The sequence below is a fragment of the Allorhizobium sp. NPDC080224 genome (assembly GCF_050281005.1).
GTDB lineage: Bacteria > Pseudomonadota > Alphaproteobacteria > Rhizobiales > Rhizobiaceae > Allorhizobium.
Genome location: NZ_JBNNWJ010000001.1, coordinates 1,620,694 through 1,638,894, shown reverse-complemented (window position 1 = coordinate 1,638,894; position 18,201 = coordinate 1,620,694). Strand labels below are relative to the sequence as shown.

16 protein-coding genes are annotated in these 18,201 nt (G+C 61.4%); 12 read left to right on the top strand and 4 right to left on the bottom strand.

What is annotated here, in order from left to right; genetic code table 11:
- Positions 1–8: 8 nt before the first annotated feature.
- Entirely contained in the window at positions 9–620 is a 612-nt protein-coding gene (plsY, locus tag ACQKP1_RS08160; protein ID WP_427274882.1) for a glycerol-3-phosphate 1-O-acyltransferase PlsY, read from the top strand.
- A gap of 9 nt (positions 621–629) precedes the next feature.
- A complete protein-coding gene (gene dprA / locus ACQKP1_RS08155; RefSeq protein ID WP_427274881.1) occupies positions 630–1,784 on the top strand; it encodes a DNA-processing protein DprA in 1,155 nt (384 codons plus the stop codon).
- On the opposite strand, the gene ACQKP1_RS08150 is transcribed toward dprA, so the two are convergent.
- Complete coding sequence (locus ACQKP1_RS08150) at positions 1,737–1,970, bottom strand: hypothetical protein (RefSeq protein ID WP_427274880.1); 234 nt, start codon at positions 1,968–1,970, stop codon at positions 1,737–1,739. The two genes, dprA and ACQKP1_RS08150, sit on opposite strands and share 48 nt — an antisense overlap.
- A 244-nt stretch (positions 1,971–2,214) precedes the next feature.
- Between ACQKP1_RS08150 and topA the strand changes: the two genes are divergently transcribed.
- The 5 genes from topA to rpmG all read left to right on the top strand — a co-directional run bounded on the left by topA (position 2,215) and on the right by rpmG (position 9,430).
- Positions 2,215–4,914, top strand: a complete 2,700-nt coding sequence (topA, locus tag ACQKP1_RS08145) for a type I DNA topoisomerase (protein ID WP_427274879.1) — start codon at positions 2,215–2,217, stop codon at positions 4,912–4,914.
- Positions 4,911–7,274: a ribonuclease R gene (gene rnr / locus ACQKP1_RS08140; RefSeq protein ID WP_427274878.1), complete on the top strand. Its 2,364-nt coding sequence runs from the start codon at positions 4,911–4,913 to the stop codon at positions 7,272–7,274. Before topA ends, rnr begins: the two co-directional genes overlap by 4 nt.
- Before the next feature lie 23 nt (positions 7,275–7,297).
- A complete protein-coding gene (locus tag ACQKP1_RS08135) occupies positions 7,298–7,747 on the top strand; it encodes a DUF983 domain-containing protein (RefSeq protein ID WP_427274877.1) in 450 nt (149 codons plus the stop codon).
- A 240-nt stretch (positions 7,748–7,987) separates the two neighbouring features.
- The gene (locus ACQKP1_RS08130; RefSeq protein WP_203015071.1) at positions 7,988–9,172 is read left to right on the top strand and encodes an MFS transporter; all 1,185 of its coding nucleotides are present in this window, start codon (positions 7,988–7,990) and stop codon (positions 9,170–9,172) included.
- Positions 9,173–9,262: 90 nt separating this feature from the next.
- Positions 9,263–9,430, top strand: coding sequence for a 50S ribosomal protein L33 (gene rpmG / locus ACQKP1_RS08125; protein WP_006727600.1), 168 nt, complete (start codon positions 9,263–9,265; stop codon positions 9,428–9,430).
- A gap of 751 nt (positions 9,431–10,181) precedes the next feature.
- Here the strand turns inward: rpmG and ACQKP1_RS08120 are convergent.
- Positions 10,182–11,555 (bottom strand): PleD family two-component system response regulator, encoded by a 1,374-nt coding sequence (locus ACQKP1_RS08120; RefSeq protein ID WP_203015068.1) that lies wholly within the window; start codon positions 11,553–11,555, stop codon positions 10,182–10,184.
- A 12-nt stretch (positions 11,556–11,567) separates the two neighbouring features.
- Positions 11,568–11,939 carry a response regulator gene (locus ACQKP1_RS08115; protein ID WP_006727598.1) on the bottom strand — a complete coding sequence of 124 codons (372 nt, stop codon included), beginning with the start codon at positions 11,937–11,939 and terminating at the stop codon, positions 11,568–11,570.
- A 138-nt stretch (positions 11,940–12,077) separates the two neighbouring features.
- On the opposite strand from ACQKP1_RS08115, the gene ACQKP1_RS08110 reads away from it, so the two are divergent.
- The 5 genes from ACQKP1_RS08110 to ACQKP1_RS08090 all read left to right on the top strand — a co-directional run bounded on the left by ACQKP1_RS08110 (position 12,078) and on the right by ACQKP1_RS08090 (position 16,555).
- On the top strand, positions 12,078–12,371 hold the full coding sequence (locus ACQKP1_RS08110; RefSeq protein ID WP_427274876.1) for a DUF3572 domain-containing protein: 294 nt from the start codon (positions 12,078–12,080) through the stop codon (positions 12,369–12,371).
- On the top strand, positions 12,371–13,006 hold the full coding sequence (locus tag ACQKP1_RS08105) for a hypothetical protein (protein WP_427274875.1): 636 nt from the start codon (positions 12,371–12,373) through the stop codon (positions 13,004–13,006). The genes ACQKP1_RS08110 and ACQKP1_RS08105 overlap by 1 nt, the downstream gene beginning before the upstream one ends.
- 90 nt (positions 13,007–13,096) lie before the next feature.
- Positions 13,097–14,380, top strand: a complete 1,284-nt coding sequence (locus tag ACQKP1_RS08100) for a DNA polymerase IV (protein WP_427274874.1) — start codon at positions 13,097–13,099, stop codon at positions 14,378–14,380.
- An 8-nt stretch (positions 14,381–14,388) separates the two neighbouring features.
- Positions 14,389–15,183, top strand: a complete 795-nt coding sequence (locus tag ACQKP1_RS08095; RefSeq protein ID WP_427274873.1) for a YoaK family protein — start codon at positions 14,389–14,391, stop codon at positions 15,181–15,183.
- 139 nt (positions 15,184–15,322) lie between these two features.
- Positions 15,323–16,555 (top strand): L,D-transpeptidase family protein, encoded by a 1,233-nt coding sequence (locus ACQKP1_RS08090; protein ID WP_006727593.1) that lies wholly within the window; start codon positions 15,323–15,325, stop codon positions 16,553–16,555.
- A 7-nt stretch (positions 16,556–16,562) separates the two neighbouring features.
- On the opposite strand, the gene ACQKP1_RS08085 is transcribed toward ACQKP1_RS08090, so the two are convergent.
- The gene (locus ACQKP1_RS08085) at positions 16,563–18,155 is read right to left on the bottom strand and encodes a sulfatase-like hydrolase/transferase (protein ID WP_427274872.1); all 1,593 of its coding nucleotides are present in this window, start codon (positions 18,153–18,155) and stop codon (positions 16,563–16,565) included.
- Between the last annotated feature and the right edge of the window lie 46 nt (positions 18,156–18,201).

Below are 18,201 nucleotides of genomic sequence, written 5' to 3'. Positions count from 1 at the left end.
GGATACCCATGATCGACATTTCCGCCCTCGGCTGGGGCAACCTCGCCATTGTCCTCCTGTTCGGCTACCTGCTCGGCTCCCTCCCCTTCGGCCTGGTGCTGACCAAGATGGCGGGCCTCGGCGATCTCCGTTCTATCGGCTCGGGCAATATTGGCGCAACAAACGTCCTTCGTACCGGCAACAAGAAGCTCGCGGCCGCGACGCTGCTTCTAGATGCGCTGAAGGCCACGGCTGCTGCACTGATCGCTCACGCGATATTCGGCCACAATGCAGCGCTGTTCGGCGGGTTCGCGGCCTTCATAGGTCACCTCTTCCCGGTCTGGCTGGGTTTCAAGGGCGGGAAGGGTGTCGCGACCTATATCGGCACGCTGCTCGGCGTTGCCCCACTGATGGTGCTTGTCTTCGCCATCGTCTGGCTCTCCGTCGCCTTCATCACCCGCTACTCTTCGTTGTCCGCACTCGTCGCCACACTTGTCATTCCGGTTGCATTGTGGATACTTGGGGTTGAAGAAGCCGCAATCGTGACGGCGGTCATGACCGTCATCACCTACTGGCGTCACAAAGAGAATATCGGGCGGCTGATCGCGGGAACGGAAAGCAAGATCGGCAAAAAGGGCTAGAGGAGAGCCATGGGGTCAGGCGGCGCAAGACGAAAAGGGATTGCGCTGACGGACCGCCAGCGGATCGCCTGGCTAAGGCTGATCCGCAGCGACAATGTCGGCCCCGCCACTTTCCGGGACCTGATCAACCACTTCGGCTCGGCCGAGACGGCAATAGAGGCTCTTCCCGAGCTTTCGAGGCGGGGTGGATCGACCCGCAGCATTCGCATCGCAACCGTCGGTGAGGCCGAGCGCGAAATCGACACGGCCACTCGCTTCGGCGCCCGCTTCATTGGCATCGGCGAGCCCGACTATCCGGCCGCACTTAGACAGATCGATGCCGCCCCTCCCCTGATTGCCGCCAAGGGCGACCTCGAGGTCGCGAGCCTTCCGGCCGTCGGCATTGTCGGATCGCGCAATGCCTCGATCAGCGGCGCCAAGTTTGCAGCCATGATGGCGGGGGAGATCGGGCGTGCCGGCTACACGATCGTGTCAGGCCTTGCCCGCGGCATTGATGCCTCAGCTCATCGAGCCAGCCTCGACACCGGCACGATCGCGGCCATGGCGGGCGGGCTCGACCAGCCCTACCCTCCCGAGAATATCGATCTTCTGGACCAAATCTGCAGCGGTCGCGGCCTCGCAATTTCCGAAATGCCCTTCGGCTGGGAACCGCGGGCGCGCGATTTTCCAAGGCGCAACCGGTTGATCGCGGGTGTGGCTCTCGGCGTGGTGGTCATTGAGGCGGCAGCGCGCTCGGGTTCGCTGATCACTGCAAGGCTCGCGGGGGAGTTTGGCCGACAGGTGTTTGCGGTTCCCGGCTCACCTCTCGATCCGCGCTGCGAGGGTACAAACGGCTTGCTCAAAGACGGTGCGACCGTCACCACCAGACCACAGGATGTGCTGCAGGCGCTGGCGCCGGTCTCCGAACTCGATCTGTTCAGTCCGAACGAGGCAGACGAGCCTGCCGACGAGGCGGGGGATCGACCGCTCGCGCCTCCGCCGAATGATGATGAACGGCTCGTCATCGTGCAGGCGCTGGGGCCGACACCCGTCGAGATCGACGATATCATCCGCCACACGGCCTTGCCGGCGTCCTCGGTCTATTTGGTCCTGCTGGAGCTCGACATTGCCGGACGGCTAGAGCGACATGCCGGAGGGTTTGTCTCGCTGAGCATGATGGATTGAGAGCGCACGGCGCCCGGACTGGACATCGCCAGCTTCGACATAGGCCATCTCGATCAGGTAACACAGCATCTCGGCGCCTTCATTTTCGGCGACCAGCCGCAACTCGGCGAGCATCTGGCGGATGTAGGCGATGTTTTCCATCGTGCGGGTTCCGCGACCGTTCATGTCGGCTGTGTCTCGTGCCATCGCTTTTGTCCGTCTCACCGGAGGCCATCACAACCCAGCCTCGCCATCCCTTGGGTGATACAATAGTTTATTTATCTAGGATTGCAATCTACCTGCGATCTCCCTCCGGTTGCATATATTCACAAGCTGGAAAATAGGCCTCACCTCTTGACCGCAGCCGTTTCGCCCTCCATGTCGGAAAACCGTGTTCCGAAGACTGTGGTGCGGTGCCACTGATCGGATGCGTTGAAGGTACAGCTATCCAATGAACGTCGTAGTCGTAGAATCCCCCGCCAAAGCCAAGACGATCAACAAGTATCTGGGTTCCGGATACAAGGTGCTCGCCTCGTTCGGCCATGTGCGCGATCTGCCGGCCAAGGATGGCTCCGTTCTGCCAGACCAGGATTTCGAGATGTTCTGGGAGGTCGACACGGCCTCGCAGAAGCGCATGAAGGATATCGCCGATGCGGTGAAGTCCTCCGACGGCCTGTTTCTCGCAACCGACCCTGATCGCGAGGGGGAAGCGATTTCGTGGCACGTGCTCGACCTTCTGAAAAAGAAGAAGGTGATCGGCGACAAGCCAGTAAAGCGGGTGGTCTTCAACGCCATCACTAAAAAGGCCGTGCTCGATGCCATGGCCAATCCGCGTGATATCGACACACCGTTGGTCGACGCCTATCTCGCCCGCCGCGCGCTCGACTATCTCGTCGGCTTCAATCTGTCGCCGGTCCTCTGGCGCAAGCTGCCGGGTGCCCGCTCAGCCGGTCGCGTTCAGTCTGTGGCACTGCGCCTCGTCTGCGACCGTGAGACCGAGATCGAACGCTTCGTCGCCGAAGAATACTGGAACATCTCTGCGCTTCTGAAGACGCCACGTGGCGACGAGTTCGAGGCGAAACTGGTCTCGCACCAGGGCAAGCGCATGCAGCGCAACTCGGTAACCAATGGCGATCAGGCTGCCGGCATCAAGGCCCTGCTCGAGGGGGCAGCATTTGCTGTCGACAGCGTTGAGGCAAAGCCGGTCAAGCGCAATCCGGGCCCGCCCTTCACCACCTCCACCCTGCAGCAGGCCGCCTCCTCGAAGCTAGGCTTCACAGCATCGCGCACCATGCAGATCGCCCAGAAGCTCTATGAAGGCATCGACATCGGCGGCGAGACTGTCGGTCTCATCACCTATATGCGTACCGATGGCGTACAGATGGCGCCCGAGGCGATAGAGGCGGCGCGTGCAGCTGTGCTCGACCAGTTCGGCCCGCGCTACGTGCCCGAGAAGGCGCGCCTCTATTCGACCAAGGCGAAGAACGCCCAGGAAGCCCACGAAGCCATTCGCCCGACCGACTTCAACCGCTCGCCGGACAAGCTGCGCCGCTTTCTCGACAGCGACCAGATGCGGCTCTATGACCTGATCTGGAAGCGCGGCATTGCGAGCCAGATGGCGTCGGCCGAGATCGAACGCACGACGGTGGAGATCCTCGCCGACAACAAAGGCGAGAAAGCGGGCCTGCGCGCCGTCGGTTCCGTCATTCGCTTCGACGGTTTCATTGCCGCCTATACCGACCAACGCGAGGACGGCGAACCTGCCGAGGACGGTGACGACGAGGATGGTCGCCTGCCCGAGATCAATGCGCGTGAGGCATTGGCCAAGCAGAGAGTGAATTCCAGCCAGCATTTCACCGAGCCGCCACCGCGCTACTCGGAAGCCTCGCTGATCAAGAAGATGGAAGAGCTCGGCATCGGCCGTCCTTCGACCTATGCCGCGACGCTCAAGACGCTCAGCGACCGCGAATATGTGGTGATGGACAAGCGGAAGCTGATCCCCCACTCCAAGGGGAGGCTGGTTACAGCGTTTCTCGAGAATTTCTTCACCAAATATGTCGAATACGACTTCACGGCCGATCTCGAAGAGAAGCTCGACAAGATCTCGGCTGGGGAACTCAACTGGAAGGACGTGCTGCGCGCCTTCTGGCAGGACTTCTTCGCCCAGATCGAAGACACGAAGGAACTGCGCGTCACCAACGTGCTCGACGCGCTGAACGAGGCGCTGGCGCCGCTCGTCTTCCCGAAGCGCGAGGACGGATCCGATCCGCGCATCTGTCAGGTGTGTGGTACCGGTAATCTCTCGCTGAAGCTCGGCAAATACGGCGCCTTCGTCGGCTGCTCGAACTATCCGGAATGCAACTTCACCCGCCAGCTGACCAGCGACGGCGGAGCCGAAGCAGAAGCCGGCGGCAATGAGCCGCGGGCACTCGGCAAGGATCCGGTGACAGAGGAAGAGATCACCCTGCGTTCGGGCCGTTTCGGGCCTTACGTGCAGCGCGGCGAAGGCAAGGAAGCCAAGCGCTCCTCGCTGCCGAAGGGCTGGGCACCTGCGGATATCGATTTTGAAAAGGCGCTGTCGCTTCTGTCGCTGCCGCGCGACGTGGGCGCACATCCGGAAACGGGCAAGATGATTACGGCCGGTCTCGGACGCTACGGGCCTTTCGTGCTGCATGACGGCACCTATGCCAACCTCGAAGGCATTGAGGACGTGCTGTCCATCGGCCTCAACCGTGCCGTGACAGTGCTTGCGGAAAAGAAGGCCAATCCAGGCGGCCGAGGACGCACGGCGGCAGTTGCGCTGAAGGAGCTCGGAGAGCATCCTGACGGTGGCGCGATGACGGTCCGCGAAGGTCGTTTCGGTCCCTATGTCAACTGGGGCAAGGTGAATGCCACCCTGCCGAAGGGCAAGGATCCGCAAAGCGTCACTGTCGAGGAAGCCCTGGTGCTGATCGCCGAGCGGGTGGCCAAGGATGGCGGCGGCAAGGACAAGGCCAAGAAGGCTCCGGCCAGGTCTGCCAAGGCAAAGTCGGAAGACGGTGCGGCGGCAAAGCCGAAGAAGGCGGCCGCAAAGCCGAAGGCCGCAGCCGCCAAGAAGGCGCCGGCAAAGACCGCGACGAAAGCAAAGACAACGAAGAAGAGTGCGACTTGAGCAAGAGACACCGCGACCCCTCCGAGACACCCGGCTCCGGCAACCGCAAGAGCCGGCGGGCGGAAGGCGCGGCCAAGGCGAAGGCCGGCAATCCGGCCGCACTGATCCACGGCGAGGTACCGTCGCGGGACGTGCTGATGCAATTCATCACCGAAAATCCGGATCGAGCGTCGAAGCGCGAGATCGCTAAGGCTTTCGGGCTCAAGGGCGAGCAGCGCGTCGAGTTGAAGCAGGCGCTGAAGGATCTCGAAGAAGACGGCCTCGTACAAAAGAGTCGCAAGTCGCTGACACGACCCGGCGCTCTCCCCCCGGTCACGGTGCTCGACATCACCACGCGCGACAAGGACGGCGAATTGATCGGCCGCCCGGCCGAGTGGCCGGAAGAGGCGGGCGCGGCACCGGCCGTTCTGATCCGCCAGTCGAGCTCCGACCGTTCCAAGGGAAAGGCGCCCGTGGGCGGGCTCGGCGACCGTGTGCTCGCCAAGATCTTCGCCAACAAGGACCGTTCCGGCCCGGCGTATACCGCCCGCGTGATCAAGATCCTCGATCGCCATGTCGGCGCCGTCATGGGTGTCGTGCGGATGATGTCTGACGGTGGGGCACGCCTGATGCCGATCGACCGGCGCGGCGAGGAAATGCAGATCGACTCTACCGACATCGGCGAGGCCAAGGATGGCGACCTCGTCGAGGTGGAAGTCGGCCGCAGCGCCCGCTTCGGCCTGGCGCGGGCAAAGGTGCTCAACGTCGTCGGATCGGTTGCCTCGGAAAAGGCGATCTCGATGATCGCGATCCATGCGCATGGCATCCCGCATATCTTCCCGCAGTCGGTGAGCTCGGAGGCGGAGGCCGCCAAGCCTGCTTCCATGTCGCATCGGGAAGACTGGCGCGACCTGCCCTTGATCACCATCGATCCGCATGATGCCAAAGACCATGACGACGCCGTCTATGCCGAACTCGACACTTCACCGGACAATCCGGATGGCGTGATCGTGACGGTGGCCATTGCCGACGTCTCCTACTACATCCGGCCAAAGTCGGCGCTCGACCGCGAGGCGCTGAAGCGCGGCAATTCCGTATACTTCCCCGATCGTGTCGTCCCAATGCTGCCCGAGCGAATCTCGAACGATCTCTGCTCGCTGCGCGAAGGCGTCGACCGCCCGGCGCTCGCCGTGCGCATGGTCTTCTCGCATGAGGGCCGCAAGGCGAGCCACACCTTCCATCGCATCATGATGAAGAGCGTGGCAAAGCTCTCCTATCAGCAGGCGCAGGCGGCGATCGACGGCAAGCCCGACGACAAGACCGGCCCGCTGCTGGAGCCGATCCTGAAACCCCTGTGGCATGCCTATGCGGTGATGAAGCGCGGCCGTGACCGGCGCCAGCCGCTCGAGCTCGACATGCCCGAGCGCAAGATCATCCTCAAGGAAGACGGCACGGTTGATCGCGTGCATGTGCCCGAGAGGCTCGACGCCCACAAGCTGATCGAAGAAATGATGATCCAGGCGAACGTCGCGGCTGCCGAGACGCTGGAGAAAAAGCGCCAGCCGCTGATATACCGCATCCATGACGCACCGACGCTCGCCAAGCAGGAGGTGCTTCGAGAGTTCCTCGCCACGCTCGGCATGTCCCTGGTCAAGGGCGGCAACATGCGCTCCAATTCGTTCAACGGCATTCTGGCGAAAGCCGAGGACACGCCGCATCAGGTCATCGTCAACGAGATGGTGCTGCGCAGCCAGAGCCAGGCGATCTACAGCCCCGACAATATCGGCCATTTTGGCCTTAACCTGATGAAATACGCCCATTTCACCTCGCCGATCCGCCGATACGCCGACCTTATCGTGCATCGGGCGCTGGTGGGTTCGCTGGGTCTGGGCGAAGGTGGGATCACGCCGGACGAGGAAGCAAGCCTCGAGGATATCGCGGCTGAGATCTCGACCTTCGAGCGCCGGGCGATGGCGGCCGAGCGCGACACGGTCAACCGCCTGATCGCGCATCATCTGGCCGGGCGCATCGGCGATGAGTTCGAGGGGCAGATCCGCGGCGTGACCAAGTCCGGTCTGTTCGTTGCCCTGCCGCAATTTGGCGCAGATGGCTTTATCCCGGTTTCAACACTGGGCCGGGACTACTATATCTACGACGAAGCGCATCAGGCCCTGACGGGTGAGAAATCCGGGCTCGGCTATCAGCTCGGCGACGTCGTCGAGGTCAAGCTTGTGGAAGCGGTGCCGCTGGCCGGCGCGCTGCGCTTCGAGATGCTGAGCGAGGGGCGCAAGATGCCGGTGGCGACGCGTTCCTTCCACAAGGCCGGACGACGCAACGGGCGCAAGCAGCCCGGCACACGTCCACCGCGCTCGCGACGTTGACACTTTCGCCTCGGAGGCATGACATGAGCGGCAACCAGACCCAGGCAACGATCCAGTACGGCGGCGGCGAGAAGGCCGATCGTCCGCTCGGTCGCTCGATCAAGCGCGGCATGCTCAATCAATGCCCCTCGTGCGGATCAGGCAAGCTCTTCCGCAGTTACCTGAAGGTGGTGGACAATTGCGCTGCCTGTGGCGAAGATTATCACCACCATCGGGCAGACGACCTACCGGCCTATCTTGTCATTCTCATCCTCGGCCACATTCTCGTCGGCGGCTTCATGGCGACCGATCTGGTCTTCGTGTTGCCGGCCTGGGTGCATTTTGCCATCTGGGCACCGATCGGCGTCGTCATGTCCCTCCTGTGCCTGCAGCCGATCAAGGGCGGCGTGGTGGGCCTGCAATGGGCGCTGCGCATGCACGGATTCGGCGGGCATGACGAGCAGCCGGACGCCTTCGGCGACAGCCGCGATTAAGTCACAGACCCGTCACGTGACTGTGGCGGTTTGTCGTTAAACGTCGCCCAGAGGCGCAGTCTTGATTCGGACCGGGGATATCAGAATCGCTTGACAGGCGCGGGGTTTCCAGTCTGAACATGCCGCGCCGATCGACTATGCCCGGGAGCTGGTACGCGCCGATGCCATCACAGAGTTCGACACCTGCGCGCCTGCGGTCATGCCTCAGGCAGGAACGCGACATGAACGACCGGGTGTCCGATGTCTGAGACCAATGGCGGCCTGAACGGCGACCGCGAGGACATCCACTGGCCCTCGCTCTTCGCGGCGATTTCGGCGATCTCGGCCGTGGGCATTGCGATCGGCCTAGGCCTGCCGCTGCTCAGCATCATTCTCGAAAAGCGCGGCATCTCCTCGACGCTGATCGGGCTCAATTCGGCTATGGCGGGCATTGCTGCCATGGCGGCTGCTCCCGTGACCACCAAACTCGCCCACAAGCTCGGCGTCGTGCCGACCATGCTCTGGGCCGTGGTGCTGTCAGCGATCAGCGCGATCGGCTTCTACTATGCCGAACAGTTCTGGATGTGGTTTCCCTTGCGCATCGTGTTTCACGGCGCAACCACGACTCTCTTCATCCTCTCCGAGTTTTGGATCAATGCGGCAGCCCCTTCGCGCAAACGCGGCCTCGTGATGGGCATCTATGCGACGATGCTCGCTGTCGGGTTTGCCTGTGGTCCCCTGCTCTTCTCCGTCCTTGGAAGCGACGGGCTCCTGCCCTTTGCGGTCGGCGCAATCGCGATCCTCGCGGCCGCCATCCCGATCTACATCGCCCGCAACGAAAGCCCGGTGCTCAGCGAAAAGCCGGAGATGCATTTCTTCCGCTACATTTTCCTGGTGCCGACAGCGACGGTTGCCGTTTTCGTCTTCGGGGCGGTTGAGGCCGGCGGCCTTTCCCTCTTCCCGATCTACGCCACCCGCAGCGGCTTTACCGAGACACAGGCAGCGCTTCTCCTGACCGTCATGGGGGTGGGCAACATGATCTTCCAGATCCCGCTAGGACTGATCTCCGACCGAATGCGTGACCGGCGGCTGCTTCTATCGATTCTCGCCATTGTCGGGCTTGCCGGATCCCTGACATTGCCTTGGCTGTCCGGCCACTGGCACCTGATGGCCATCGTTCTGCTGTTCTGGGGCGGATGTGTCGCCGGCCTTTACACTGTCGGCCTCAGCCATCTCGGCTCGCGACTCACCGGCGCCGACCTGGCAGCGGCCAATGCCGCCTTCATTTTCTGCTATGCTGTCGGTACCGTCGCCGGTCCTCAGGCCATCGGAGCGGCCATCGATATCACCGGCAATGACGGATTTGCCTGGGCAATTGCGGGCTTCTTCGCGCTCTACGTGGTGCTTTCCCTAGGACGCCTGCTTTTTAAGCCGAAACGCACTTGACTTTTCGGGCGCGATTTGTAGTTTCGCGCCAGATTTGCCGTGGGCCTCGTTCGGTCGTCCACGGCTTCGTTTATTAGAGGCAGGACGACCATGGCCAAGGCTACAACCATCAAGATCAAGCTTCTGTCGACGGCTGACACGGGTTTCTTCTACGTGACCACGAAGAACAGCCGCACGATGACGGAAAAGATGACGAAGACCAAGTACGACCCGGTTGCTAAGAAGCATGTCGAGTTCAAGGAAACCAAGATCAAGTAAGACTTGATTGAGGGCTTCTCAAAAAGGCGTGTCGCTTCCTGCGACGCGCCTTTTTCTTTTGCAGTGACGCCGCTGGTTCCAGACATAGTCGCCAAACGAAAAACACCGGCTTCCTTGCGGAAACCGGTGTCTGATTAGGGGGTCGGCCGGCACACAACACGGCACGAGGAACCGTTTTTGACGTTGCATACCAACCGACCGACCCCACGACCCAGGAGATGCGGCGGACCTGAGCATCATGGGGTATTGATGACCTCCGAAGGGGTCTTGTCCGATGGCTGCAAGTTCTCTCAAGTAGAGACAAAAATCAACAGTTTATTAACTGCTTACCCGTGCTTCGCTGCTTTATGGTTAAATTAGGTTCGGATGAACTTACGATTCTCACGCGATAGTCAGTTCTACACACATTGAAACTTGAGACTACCGAAGATGCATTCCAGATCTTCTAAAGCTTAGTTTGACTACACAACGAGGACTGACTTGGCTCCACGAGATCATACGGCACCAGAACACTCTAATATTCAATTAAATACAAACCCGAGTAAGCACATTCGCGCCCAGCGCAGGTCTGCTCGACCGGATCAGCATCAACACTATTCGCCTCGCGGAAAATAAGTCGTTTTGTAACTGCTCAAAAAGTCAGCAAGATTTACCCGGCATGCCACAGATGGCGGCAATTGAAAAACCTGTGAAGATCTTTCTGACAGCCTGCAGAACTTAAGCTTTTAGGGCCACACGCTGGCCTTTTCGGTCACGCGGCGGCGGCGACGACGCGGTTGCGACCGGAGTTCTTCGCTTCATAGAGGGCGCGGTCGGCCTGCTTCAGAAGCTGCTCGGGCGTTTCAACCCCAGGACCGATCGTGGCGATGCCCATGGATGCTGTCAGCATCAGCGGGCTCTCCCCGGAACGAAGCTGGAAGGGTCGTGCCTCGATCATGCCACGCAGCCTCTCGGCAACGGTTGCGGCGACTTCCGCCGGTGTGTCTGGCATCACGACGACGAATTCCTCGCCGCCAAAACGGCAGGCAAGATCGGCCCCGCGCACGGTCGAGCGTATACGGCCGGCAAACTCCTTCAGCACTTCGTCGCCGGCATCATGGCCATAGACATCATTGACCTGCTTGAAGCGGTCGATGTCTGTGATGCACAGCGTCAGCGGCCGGCCACGCACCTTGGCGCGGGCAAACAAGGTGCGCAGATGCGTGTCGAGATAGCGGCGATTGTGGAGGCCCGTGAGCCCATCGGTGACGGCAAGCTCGATCGTCTGGCGCACACTGTTGCGCAGCCGGTCGTTGAAGCGCTTGCGACGGACCTGGGTCAGCGTGCGGGCAATCATCTCGTTCGGATCGAGCGGGCGCACGATGTAGTCGTTCACGCCGAGATCGAGCGCCCGGATGATCATCTGCTCATCCCCCTGCTCGGTGATCAGCAGGATCGGGATGAAGCGGGTGCGTTCCAGCGAACGGATCTGCGAGCAGAGACGCAAGGGGTCGTAGTCTTCGAGATTGCTGTTGACGATGACCAGATCGAAAGCGTTCTCAGCCGCCTCGAACACCGCCGCCTGCGGGTCAGACATGGCGCTGACTTCGGCAATCGGCTTCAGCGCCTTGATGATGCGTTCCTGGGAGGCACCGCGGCTGTCGACGAGCAGAACCTGCGCCTGCTCTTCGAGGCGCCCCTCCTGAAGCCTGAAGACATCACCGATGCCGGCCTCGCGGGTCGTGTCATGACGGATGCGTAACTCGTCCGTCAGCGTCTTCAAGCGCACGAGGCTCTTCACCCGCGAGATGAGCTGCAGGTCGTTGACCGGCTTCGTCAAAAAGTCGTCGGCACCGGCCTGCAGACCGCGGACGCGATCGGAGGGCTGATCGAGAGCGGTGACCATGACGACGGGGATGTGCGCCGTACGCGGGTTGGACTTCAGCCGCTCACAAACCTCGAAGCCGTCCATTTCCGGCATCATGATGTCGAGGAGGATGACGTCGACCTGGGTGCGATCGCAGATATCGAGCGCGTCGCGGCCATTGCTTGCCGTCAGCACGTCGAAATACTCCGCCATCAGCCGCGCTTCGAGCAGCTTGACGTTGGCAGGTATATCATCGACGACCAGAATACGGGCAGTCATGGCTGTCAGTCCTCACGCATCTCCGAGATAGGTCTTGATCGTCTCGATAAACTTGGGGACCGAGATGGGTTTGGAGACATAGGCTTCACAGCCACCCTGTCGGATCCGTTCCTCATCGCCCTTCATGGCGAAAGCCGTTACGGCGATTACCGGGATGACGTGGAGATCGGGATCGTCCTTCAGCCATTTGGTCACTTCGAGCCCTGAGACCTCGGGCAACTGGATATCCATGAGGATCAGATCCGGGCGGTGGCGCCGGGCGAGATCCATGGCTTCCATGCCGTTGCGGGTCTGCACTGTCTCATAGCCGGATGCCTCGATCAGATCGCGGAAGAGCTTCATGTTGAGCTCGTTGTCTTCGACAATCATCACTTTTTTCGGCATTCACCCGGTCCTTTGTCTCGCGCATTCACCCAGTCCGGAACACCGGACCCAGCGCGAGTTGCGTCTTCCGTCTTCGAGCATGCTAGTGCTATTTGGTTTCGAAATCGGTAATTTGCCAGGGCAAGAGGAAAAGACTTTATGAAAAACAGAGATATACCTGCCGATGCCGAAGCCACTGCAGTTGCCGTGCTCGGCTGGCTGGCAAACGAACCGGAGATGCTGTCGCGTTTCCTCGCGCTGTCTGGCGTGCAGCCGACACAGTTGCGCCAGGCCGTCGGCGACCCGGCCTTTCTCGCCGGCATGCTGGAGTTTCTGATGCAGCACGAGCCAACGCTGATGGAATTCTGCACCGCGACGGACACTAAGCCTGAGACGGTGGTCGAGGCCTATCACCGCTACGCCGGTCCGAGCTTCGATTCGGTCGATTTCTGATGCTGACGGATCTCGACCACATCCGCCTGACGGATAGGCCGTTAATCGTCTGCGATGTCGATGATGTCGTCCTGCAGTTCGCTGCTCCGTTCGAAAGCTTCCTGCAGACCCGCGGCCACAGGCTTTTGCCGCGCTCCTTCAAGCTGACCGGAAACATCGTCACCGGCGCCGACGAAAGCGTGATCGAAGCGCCAGCCGTCAAGGCGCTGATCGATGATTTCTTCGTCGAGCAGGAGCGCTGGCAGACGCCGTTTGCCGATGCGGTCGACAGCCTTCATGCGCTCGGCCAGGATGCGGATCTCGTCTTCCTCACTGCCATGCCGCCTCGCCACGCCGAAGTGCGGCGACGCCTGCTCGACCAGCTGACACTGATCTTCCCCATGATTGCAACGGAAGAGGCCAAGGGGCCGATGGTGGCGGCGTTGCAAGGGGAACGGCCCCTGCCCGTCGTCTTCGTCGACGACATGGTGCACAATCTGCACTCGGTCGGCCAGCACGTGCCGGACTGCCTTTTGATCTATCTTCCGCCACCGCTCGAAATCTTCCGCTTCGCGCCCGAGCCACCCCAAACCGTCCGGCGTGTCGGCACCTGGCCGGAGGCGTCCGAGCTGATCCGATCGCATTTCGCTGGCTAATCTGGCGGCGAGCCCCCTTCCCGGCATCGCCGCACTTGCCTGCGTTCAAAGGGCGGCCTATGGTCGCCTTGTTCAACCTTTGTTCTGGCCATGACGCGCGCTGCTCCTGATCATTCCGGCTTTTGTCGTGACTGCCTGACCGGGCAGGCCGAGGGTGCGCGACGTTGTCGTTCCTGCGGCAGCCCGAGGCTCGTCTATCATTCCGAGCTTTACGACCTGTCGATCGCTCACATCGATTGTGATGCTTTCTACGCCTCGGTGGAGAAGCGCGAAAATCCGGAACTGATCGACAAGCCGGTGATCATTGGCGGCGGCAAGCGCGGGGTCGTCTCGACCGCCTGCTACGTGGCGCGCATTCACGGCGTGCGCTCGGCCATGCCGATGTTCAAGGCGCTCGAGGCCTGTCCCCAGGCGGTGGTCATCAAGCCCGACATGGAGAAGTATTCCCGTGTCGGCCGCGAAATCCGGGCGATGATGGAGGAGCTGACACCGCTCGTGCAGCCGATTTCGATCGACGAGGCCTTTCTCGATCTGCGCGGCACCGAACTGCTGCATCACGATCCGCCAGCGCGGGTGCTGGCGAGGCTAGCCCGACGCATCGAGCAGGAAATCGGCATCACCGTCTCCGTCGGGCTCTCCTACTGCAAGTTCCTCGCCAAGGTCGCCTCCGACCTGCAGAAGCCACGCGGTTTCTCCGTGATCGGCGAGGCCGAGGCGCTGACCTTCCTTGCCGACAAGCCGGTGACGATGATCTGGGGTGTCGGAAAGGCCCTTGCCGCGACGCTACAGGCCGACGGCATCCGGACCATCGGCCAGCTGCAGGTGATGGACGAGAGCGATCTCATGCGCCGCTATGGCTCAATGGGGCAGCGTCTGGCGCGCCTATCCCGCGGCATCGACGAGCGGACGGTGCATCCGAACGACCCGGCCAAGAGCGTCTCGGCCGAGACGACCTTCTTCGACGACATTTACCGGCTCGACGATCTCGTGGTGCATCTGCGGGCCTTGTCGGAAAAGGTCGCCTGGCGGCTGAAGCGACACGAGGTTGCCGGGCAGACTGTCGTCCTGAAACTGAAGACGGCCGACTTCAAACTCAGGACGCGCAACCGACGGCTCGACGACCCCACCCAGTTGGCCGACCGGATCTTTCGCACCGGCATGTCGCTCCTGGAGAAGGAAGCGGATGGAACGCGCTTCCGCCTGATCGGGATCGGTGTCAGCGATCTGCAGGATCCGGCGCTTGCCGATCCGCCTGACCTTGTCGATGTCCAGGCCGCACGGCGGGCGGCGGCAGAGGCGGCGATGGACAAATTGCGTGACAAGTTCGGCAAGGGTACGGTTCAGACGGGTTATACATTCCCGTCAAAGCGATAGGCGATTCCGTGACGCAGGCACCCTCCATCAACAAGGATCAGAGCCGGCGCACGGGCGGCCAGGGTGCCCAGATGCGGCTCCTGCGCATTGCTGCCGCCCATCGCCGCACGCGGCGAAACGACCTCATGCTCGGCGCCATCCTCGCCTTCGTCGCTGGCGCGATGAATGCCGGCGGCTTTCTTGCCATCGGCCACTATACCTCGCATATGACCGGCATCGTCTCCGCGATCGCCGACAATCTGGCACTCGGTCTTTTCGGTCTGGTCGGAGCCGGCATCGCCCTTCTCGCAAGCTTTACTCTGGGCGCTGCCTGCTCGGCCGTTCTCATCAACTGGGCCCGGCGCCATGCGCGGCGACAGCAATATGCATATCCGCTGGCGCTTGAATCCGGCCTGCTGATCGCCTTTGCCGGGATCGGCGCCGTCGTGCCAGCGGCTTCGGCCGCGCCGGTGACCGCCCTTCTCCTCTGCTTCGTGATGGGTCTCCAGAACGCGACGATCACCAAGATTTCCGGCGCCCGCATCCGCACCACCCACCTGACCGGCATGATTACCGATGTCGGCATCGAATTCGGCAAGCTCGCCTATGGCCGGATCGCCCGGCTCCTCGATCATCCACCGCTTGCAACGGACAGCCGCAAGCTCGGCATCCTGCTGCCCATCGTCGGCATGTTCTTCGTCGGCGGGCTCGTCGGTGCGCTCGGCTTCAAGCATATCGGCCATGCCTTTTCCCTGCCGCTTGCGGCCCTGCTGCTCGTGGTCGCCTCGCCGCAACTGCGACCACGCCCGTCGCATGCCCCATGACGAAGGCACTGCTCGCGGCATCTGTGGACAGACGATCACAGCCGCGTGAGTGGCACATCGAGGTCTTTTCGCGAAACTTTTCTTAAACATCGTCGCTTAGACTGCGGACGCTTGTGTATCGCGTTTCGAATGGTCGATCATGTTTCAGCGTTTCGCCCTCGCCATCAGCCTGTCATTGCTCTCCAGCACGGCGCTTGCTGCCGATGGGCCCCTGCAGATCTATATCTCGAAGGCGGAACAGACGCTGACCGTTTATGACGGGGACGAAGTTGTTGCGACGACGAAGGTCTCGACCGGCAAGCCCGGACACACAACGCCATCGGGGATCTTCTCGATCCTGGAAAAGCGCAAATATCACGAATCCAACCTCTATTCGAATGCGCCCATGCCCTTCATGCAGCGTCTGACCTGGTCCGGCATTGCCCTGCACGAGGGCAAGCTGCCCGGCTATCCCGCCTCGCATGGCTGCGTGCGCCTGCCGAACGGCTTTGCCAAGACGCTGTTTTCCATGACCAAGCGTGGCGCGCATGTGATCATCACCGACGATCCCGTTGCCCCGACGCCAATCACCCATGCCAATCTGTTCACGCCGCGCCTGCCGGTTGACGACGGTGGGCTGCTCTCGGACGTGGAGCTCAGGCCCGCTCGCGTCGAGGCGGGGCTGGCGCCCGTCGAAGTGGCGATGAACGCGGTTCCGCCGCGCAGCGGCGCCGAGACAAAGGTGACGATCGCGGAACCGCCTCCGCTGCGTATTCTGATTACACGACGCACCCAGCGCGATGTCGTATCCGACGTCCAGCGGCTTCTTGGCACGCTCGGCTTCGATGCCGGCATTTCCGACGGGTTGCTCGGCAGCCGGACCATTGCGGCGATCAAGGCGTTCAAGGAGAAGAACGGCATCGAAAAGGACGCCCAGATCCTGTCCGAGACTTTTCTCGGGGCGCTCTATGCGCAGGCCGGCGAGGACCACCCGCCGACGGGCCAGTTGATGATCCGGCAGAAATTCGCGCCACTCTTTTCGGCCCCTGTCGACATCCGGGAGCCAGAAAAGGCACTTGGCACCCATTTCATCGAGGCGACCGCTGTCGATCGCTACAAGCGCAAGGCGGAATGGCGCGGCGTGACGCTCGATGACCACCTGCCTGCATCGACACAGAAGCGTCTCGGCATCGTCACCCCGGCGGACGACAAGTCGATTTTCTCCGCCGAAGCCGCGCTTTCCCGCATCGACATCCCGGATGAGGTGCGCGCCCGCATCGAAACCATGCTGAGCGAGGGATCCTCGATCACCATCTCGGATACCGGCATCGGCCCGGAGACCGGCGACGGTACAGACTTCATCACCGTCACCAGGGCCAAACCGCGGGGCTGAGCATCAGCTAGTGAAGCTGGCGATCAAGTCCCCAAACCCGGTCGCGCAATTCATCTGCTTGTGCGATCGCGCGGTTTATATCGTCCGTGCCCAGCTTTTCGACAAGCGTTGGCATGTTCGAGCGCAGGTCCACTCCAAGTCCCGCCCGGCGATCCGGTATAGAGAAGCCCACGGCCGCAAGGATTGTCGGAAACAGATCGATTGTGCTCGCAGGCTTGCTCACTGTGTCGCGGTGTTCGGTGCCCAGAACCATGAACATGTTGCGGCGATCGGAAGCTTGGAGGTCTCCGTAGACCTCGTTTCGCATGGCGAGATGGTCACTCTGGATGACCACCACCGTGTTTTCGAGCAGGCCATCACGCTCCAGGCGATCAACAAAGCGTTCAACGAGCCAATTGGTGCAGGCAAAGGCCTTGAGGGTATCGTTGGGTTGACGAGTGACGAGTGGAAGGGCTTCGCAGGATGGGGATATGAGGCCTGTCGGCGCATGGCCACCCAGCGTTGTCAGCATCAGACTGTATGGCGCGCCTTGCATTTCAAGTTCGGAAATCTGCTCATATGCAACCTGAAGCATGTCTTCGTCATGCAGCCCCCAATGATTGACGCGCCCGGGGAAACGGTCATGAAGTTCATCGAAACCGAGCAGGCGTTGATAGCCGTGATTGGCAGCGAAACCCCGCGTGCCGGCAAAATCGAGGCTCGCCCCTTTCAAGAAGACATTTGTGTAGCCATTCCGTTCGAGAATATCGCCCAGGCATTCCGCTCCCGGCACAATTTCGTCCACGAGATCGAAGGAATTTCGATGGATGACACCCAAGGACAACAGCGGCACGCCGCAGGTCGATGCCACATGTCCGGCAAGCGTCCAACCGGTCAGGTCCACTTGCTCGACGTTCTCAGCGGACCAAGCCTTGGCGGAAAGGTTCTTCAACGGGCGAGCGACATCTCCGAAACGCTCTTCGTCCCAAAAGGTGAGTTCCGCACTTTCAACGAATATGTGCAGTAGATTTTTCGTCGGACCGGAGGGCACGACGTCCGTCTCAGGGTCCTTGAAGGCCAAGCTCAAGTCCATTGGCGGCGGCGCGGCAGAGGCCAAGGCGCTGGAGGCACCGAGCCAAGTGAGCGGATTGAGTGCCAGGAGGGCGACTGGAAGGCATCGGTTGAGGAAGGCCATGCCGCGAGACATGCCGGCCAGTTGCCACCAACTGATCATGACCAGGACAAAGGGAATGATTGCGACCAGAGACTGCTTGAAAGCCTGATCTTGAACGGCTTCCGACCCGACGTCGTAGTTCAGGTGAAACAGAATGGCCTGCACGTCGACGGCGCCGAAAAGCGAGTACAAGATGTACCAGACAGCGAGAAGCAGCGTCGCAGCATAGGTCCAACGCAGTGTTACACGTTGCTGCTCGGGATATACCTTCGAGAAGACATACAGGAACAAGAAAATCGCGGTAAACAGCATGGGACGCCACGAAGGCATCAGTTCAACGCTGACATCGATGATTGACGTCACCGCCCAGGCGAAAACGGCTGCCCACAGAATGGCTCGAACTGCCTGATTTTTGAAACTTTCGAGCGTCCGAGACGAAAATGACATACAGCAACCTCCGATTCGAGGTTCAATCTATAGCTGCATGCCACTT

Coding starts and splice junctions, on each gene's coding strand:
- plsY (WP_427274882.1), top strand. CDS start 9: ATGATCGACATTTCCGCCCTCGGCTGGGGCAACCTCGCCATTGTCCTC.
- dprA (WP_427274881.1), top strand. CDS start 630: ATGGGGTCAGGCGGCGCAAGACGAAAAGGGATTGCGCTGACGGACCGC.
- ACQKP1_RS08150 (WP_427274880.1), bottom strand. CDS start 1,970: ATGGCACGAGACACAGCCGACATGAACGGTCGCGGAACCCGCACGATG.
- topA (WP_427274879.1), top strand. CDS start 2,215: ATGAACGTCGTAGTCGTAGAATCCCCCGCCAAAGCCAAGACGATCAAC.
- ACQKP1_RS08135 (WP_427274877.1), top strand. CDS start 7,298: ATGAGCGGCAACCAGACCCAGGCAACGATCCAGTACGGCGGCGGCGAG.
- ACQKP1_RS08130 (WP_203015071.1), top strand. CDS start 7,988: ATGTCTGAGACCAATGGCGGCCTGAACGGCGACCGCGAGGACATCCAC.
- rpmG (WP_006727600.1), top strand. CDS start 9,263: ATGGCCAAGGCTACAACCATCAAGATCAAGCTTCTGTCGACGGCTGAC.
- ACQKP1_RS08120 (WP_203015068.1), bottom strand. CDS start 11,555: ATGACTGCCCGTATTCTGGTCGTCGATGATATACCTGCCAACGTCAAG.
- ACQKP1_RS08115 (WP_006727598.1), bottom strand. CDS start 11,939: ATGCCGAAAAAAGTGATGATTGTCGAAGACAACGAGCTCAACATGAAG.
- ACQKP1_RS08110 (WP_427274876.1), top strand. CDS start 12,078: ATGAAAAACAGAGATATACCTGCCGATGCCGAAGCCACTGCAGTTGCC.
- ACQKP1_RS08105 (WP_427274875.1), top strand. CDS start 12,371: ATGCTGACGGATCTCGACCACATCCGCCTGACGGATAGGCCGTTAATC.
- ACQKP1_RS08100 (WP_427274874.1), top strand. CDS start 13,097: ATGACGCGCGCTGCTCCTGATCATTCCGGCTTTTGTCGTGACTGCCTG.
- ACQKP1_RS08090 (WP_006727593.1), top strand. CDS start 15,323: ATGTTTCAGCGTTTCGCCCTCGCCATCAGCCTGTCATTGCTCTCCAGC.
- ACQKP1_RS08085 (WP_427274872.1), bottom strand. CDS start 18,155: ATGTCATTTTCGTCTCGGACGCTCGAAAGTTTCAAAAATCAGGCAGTT.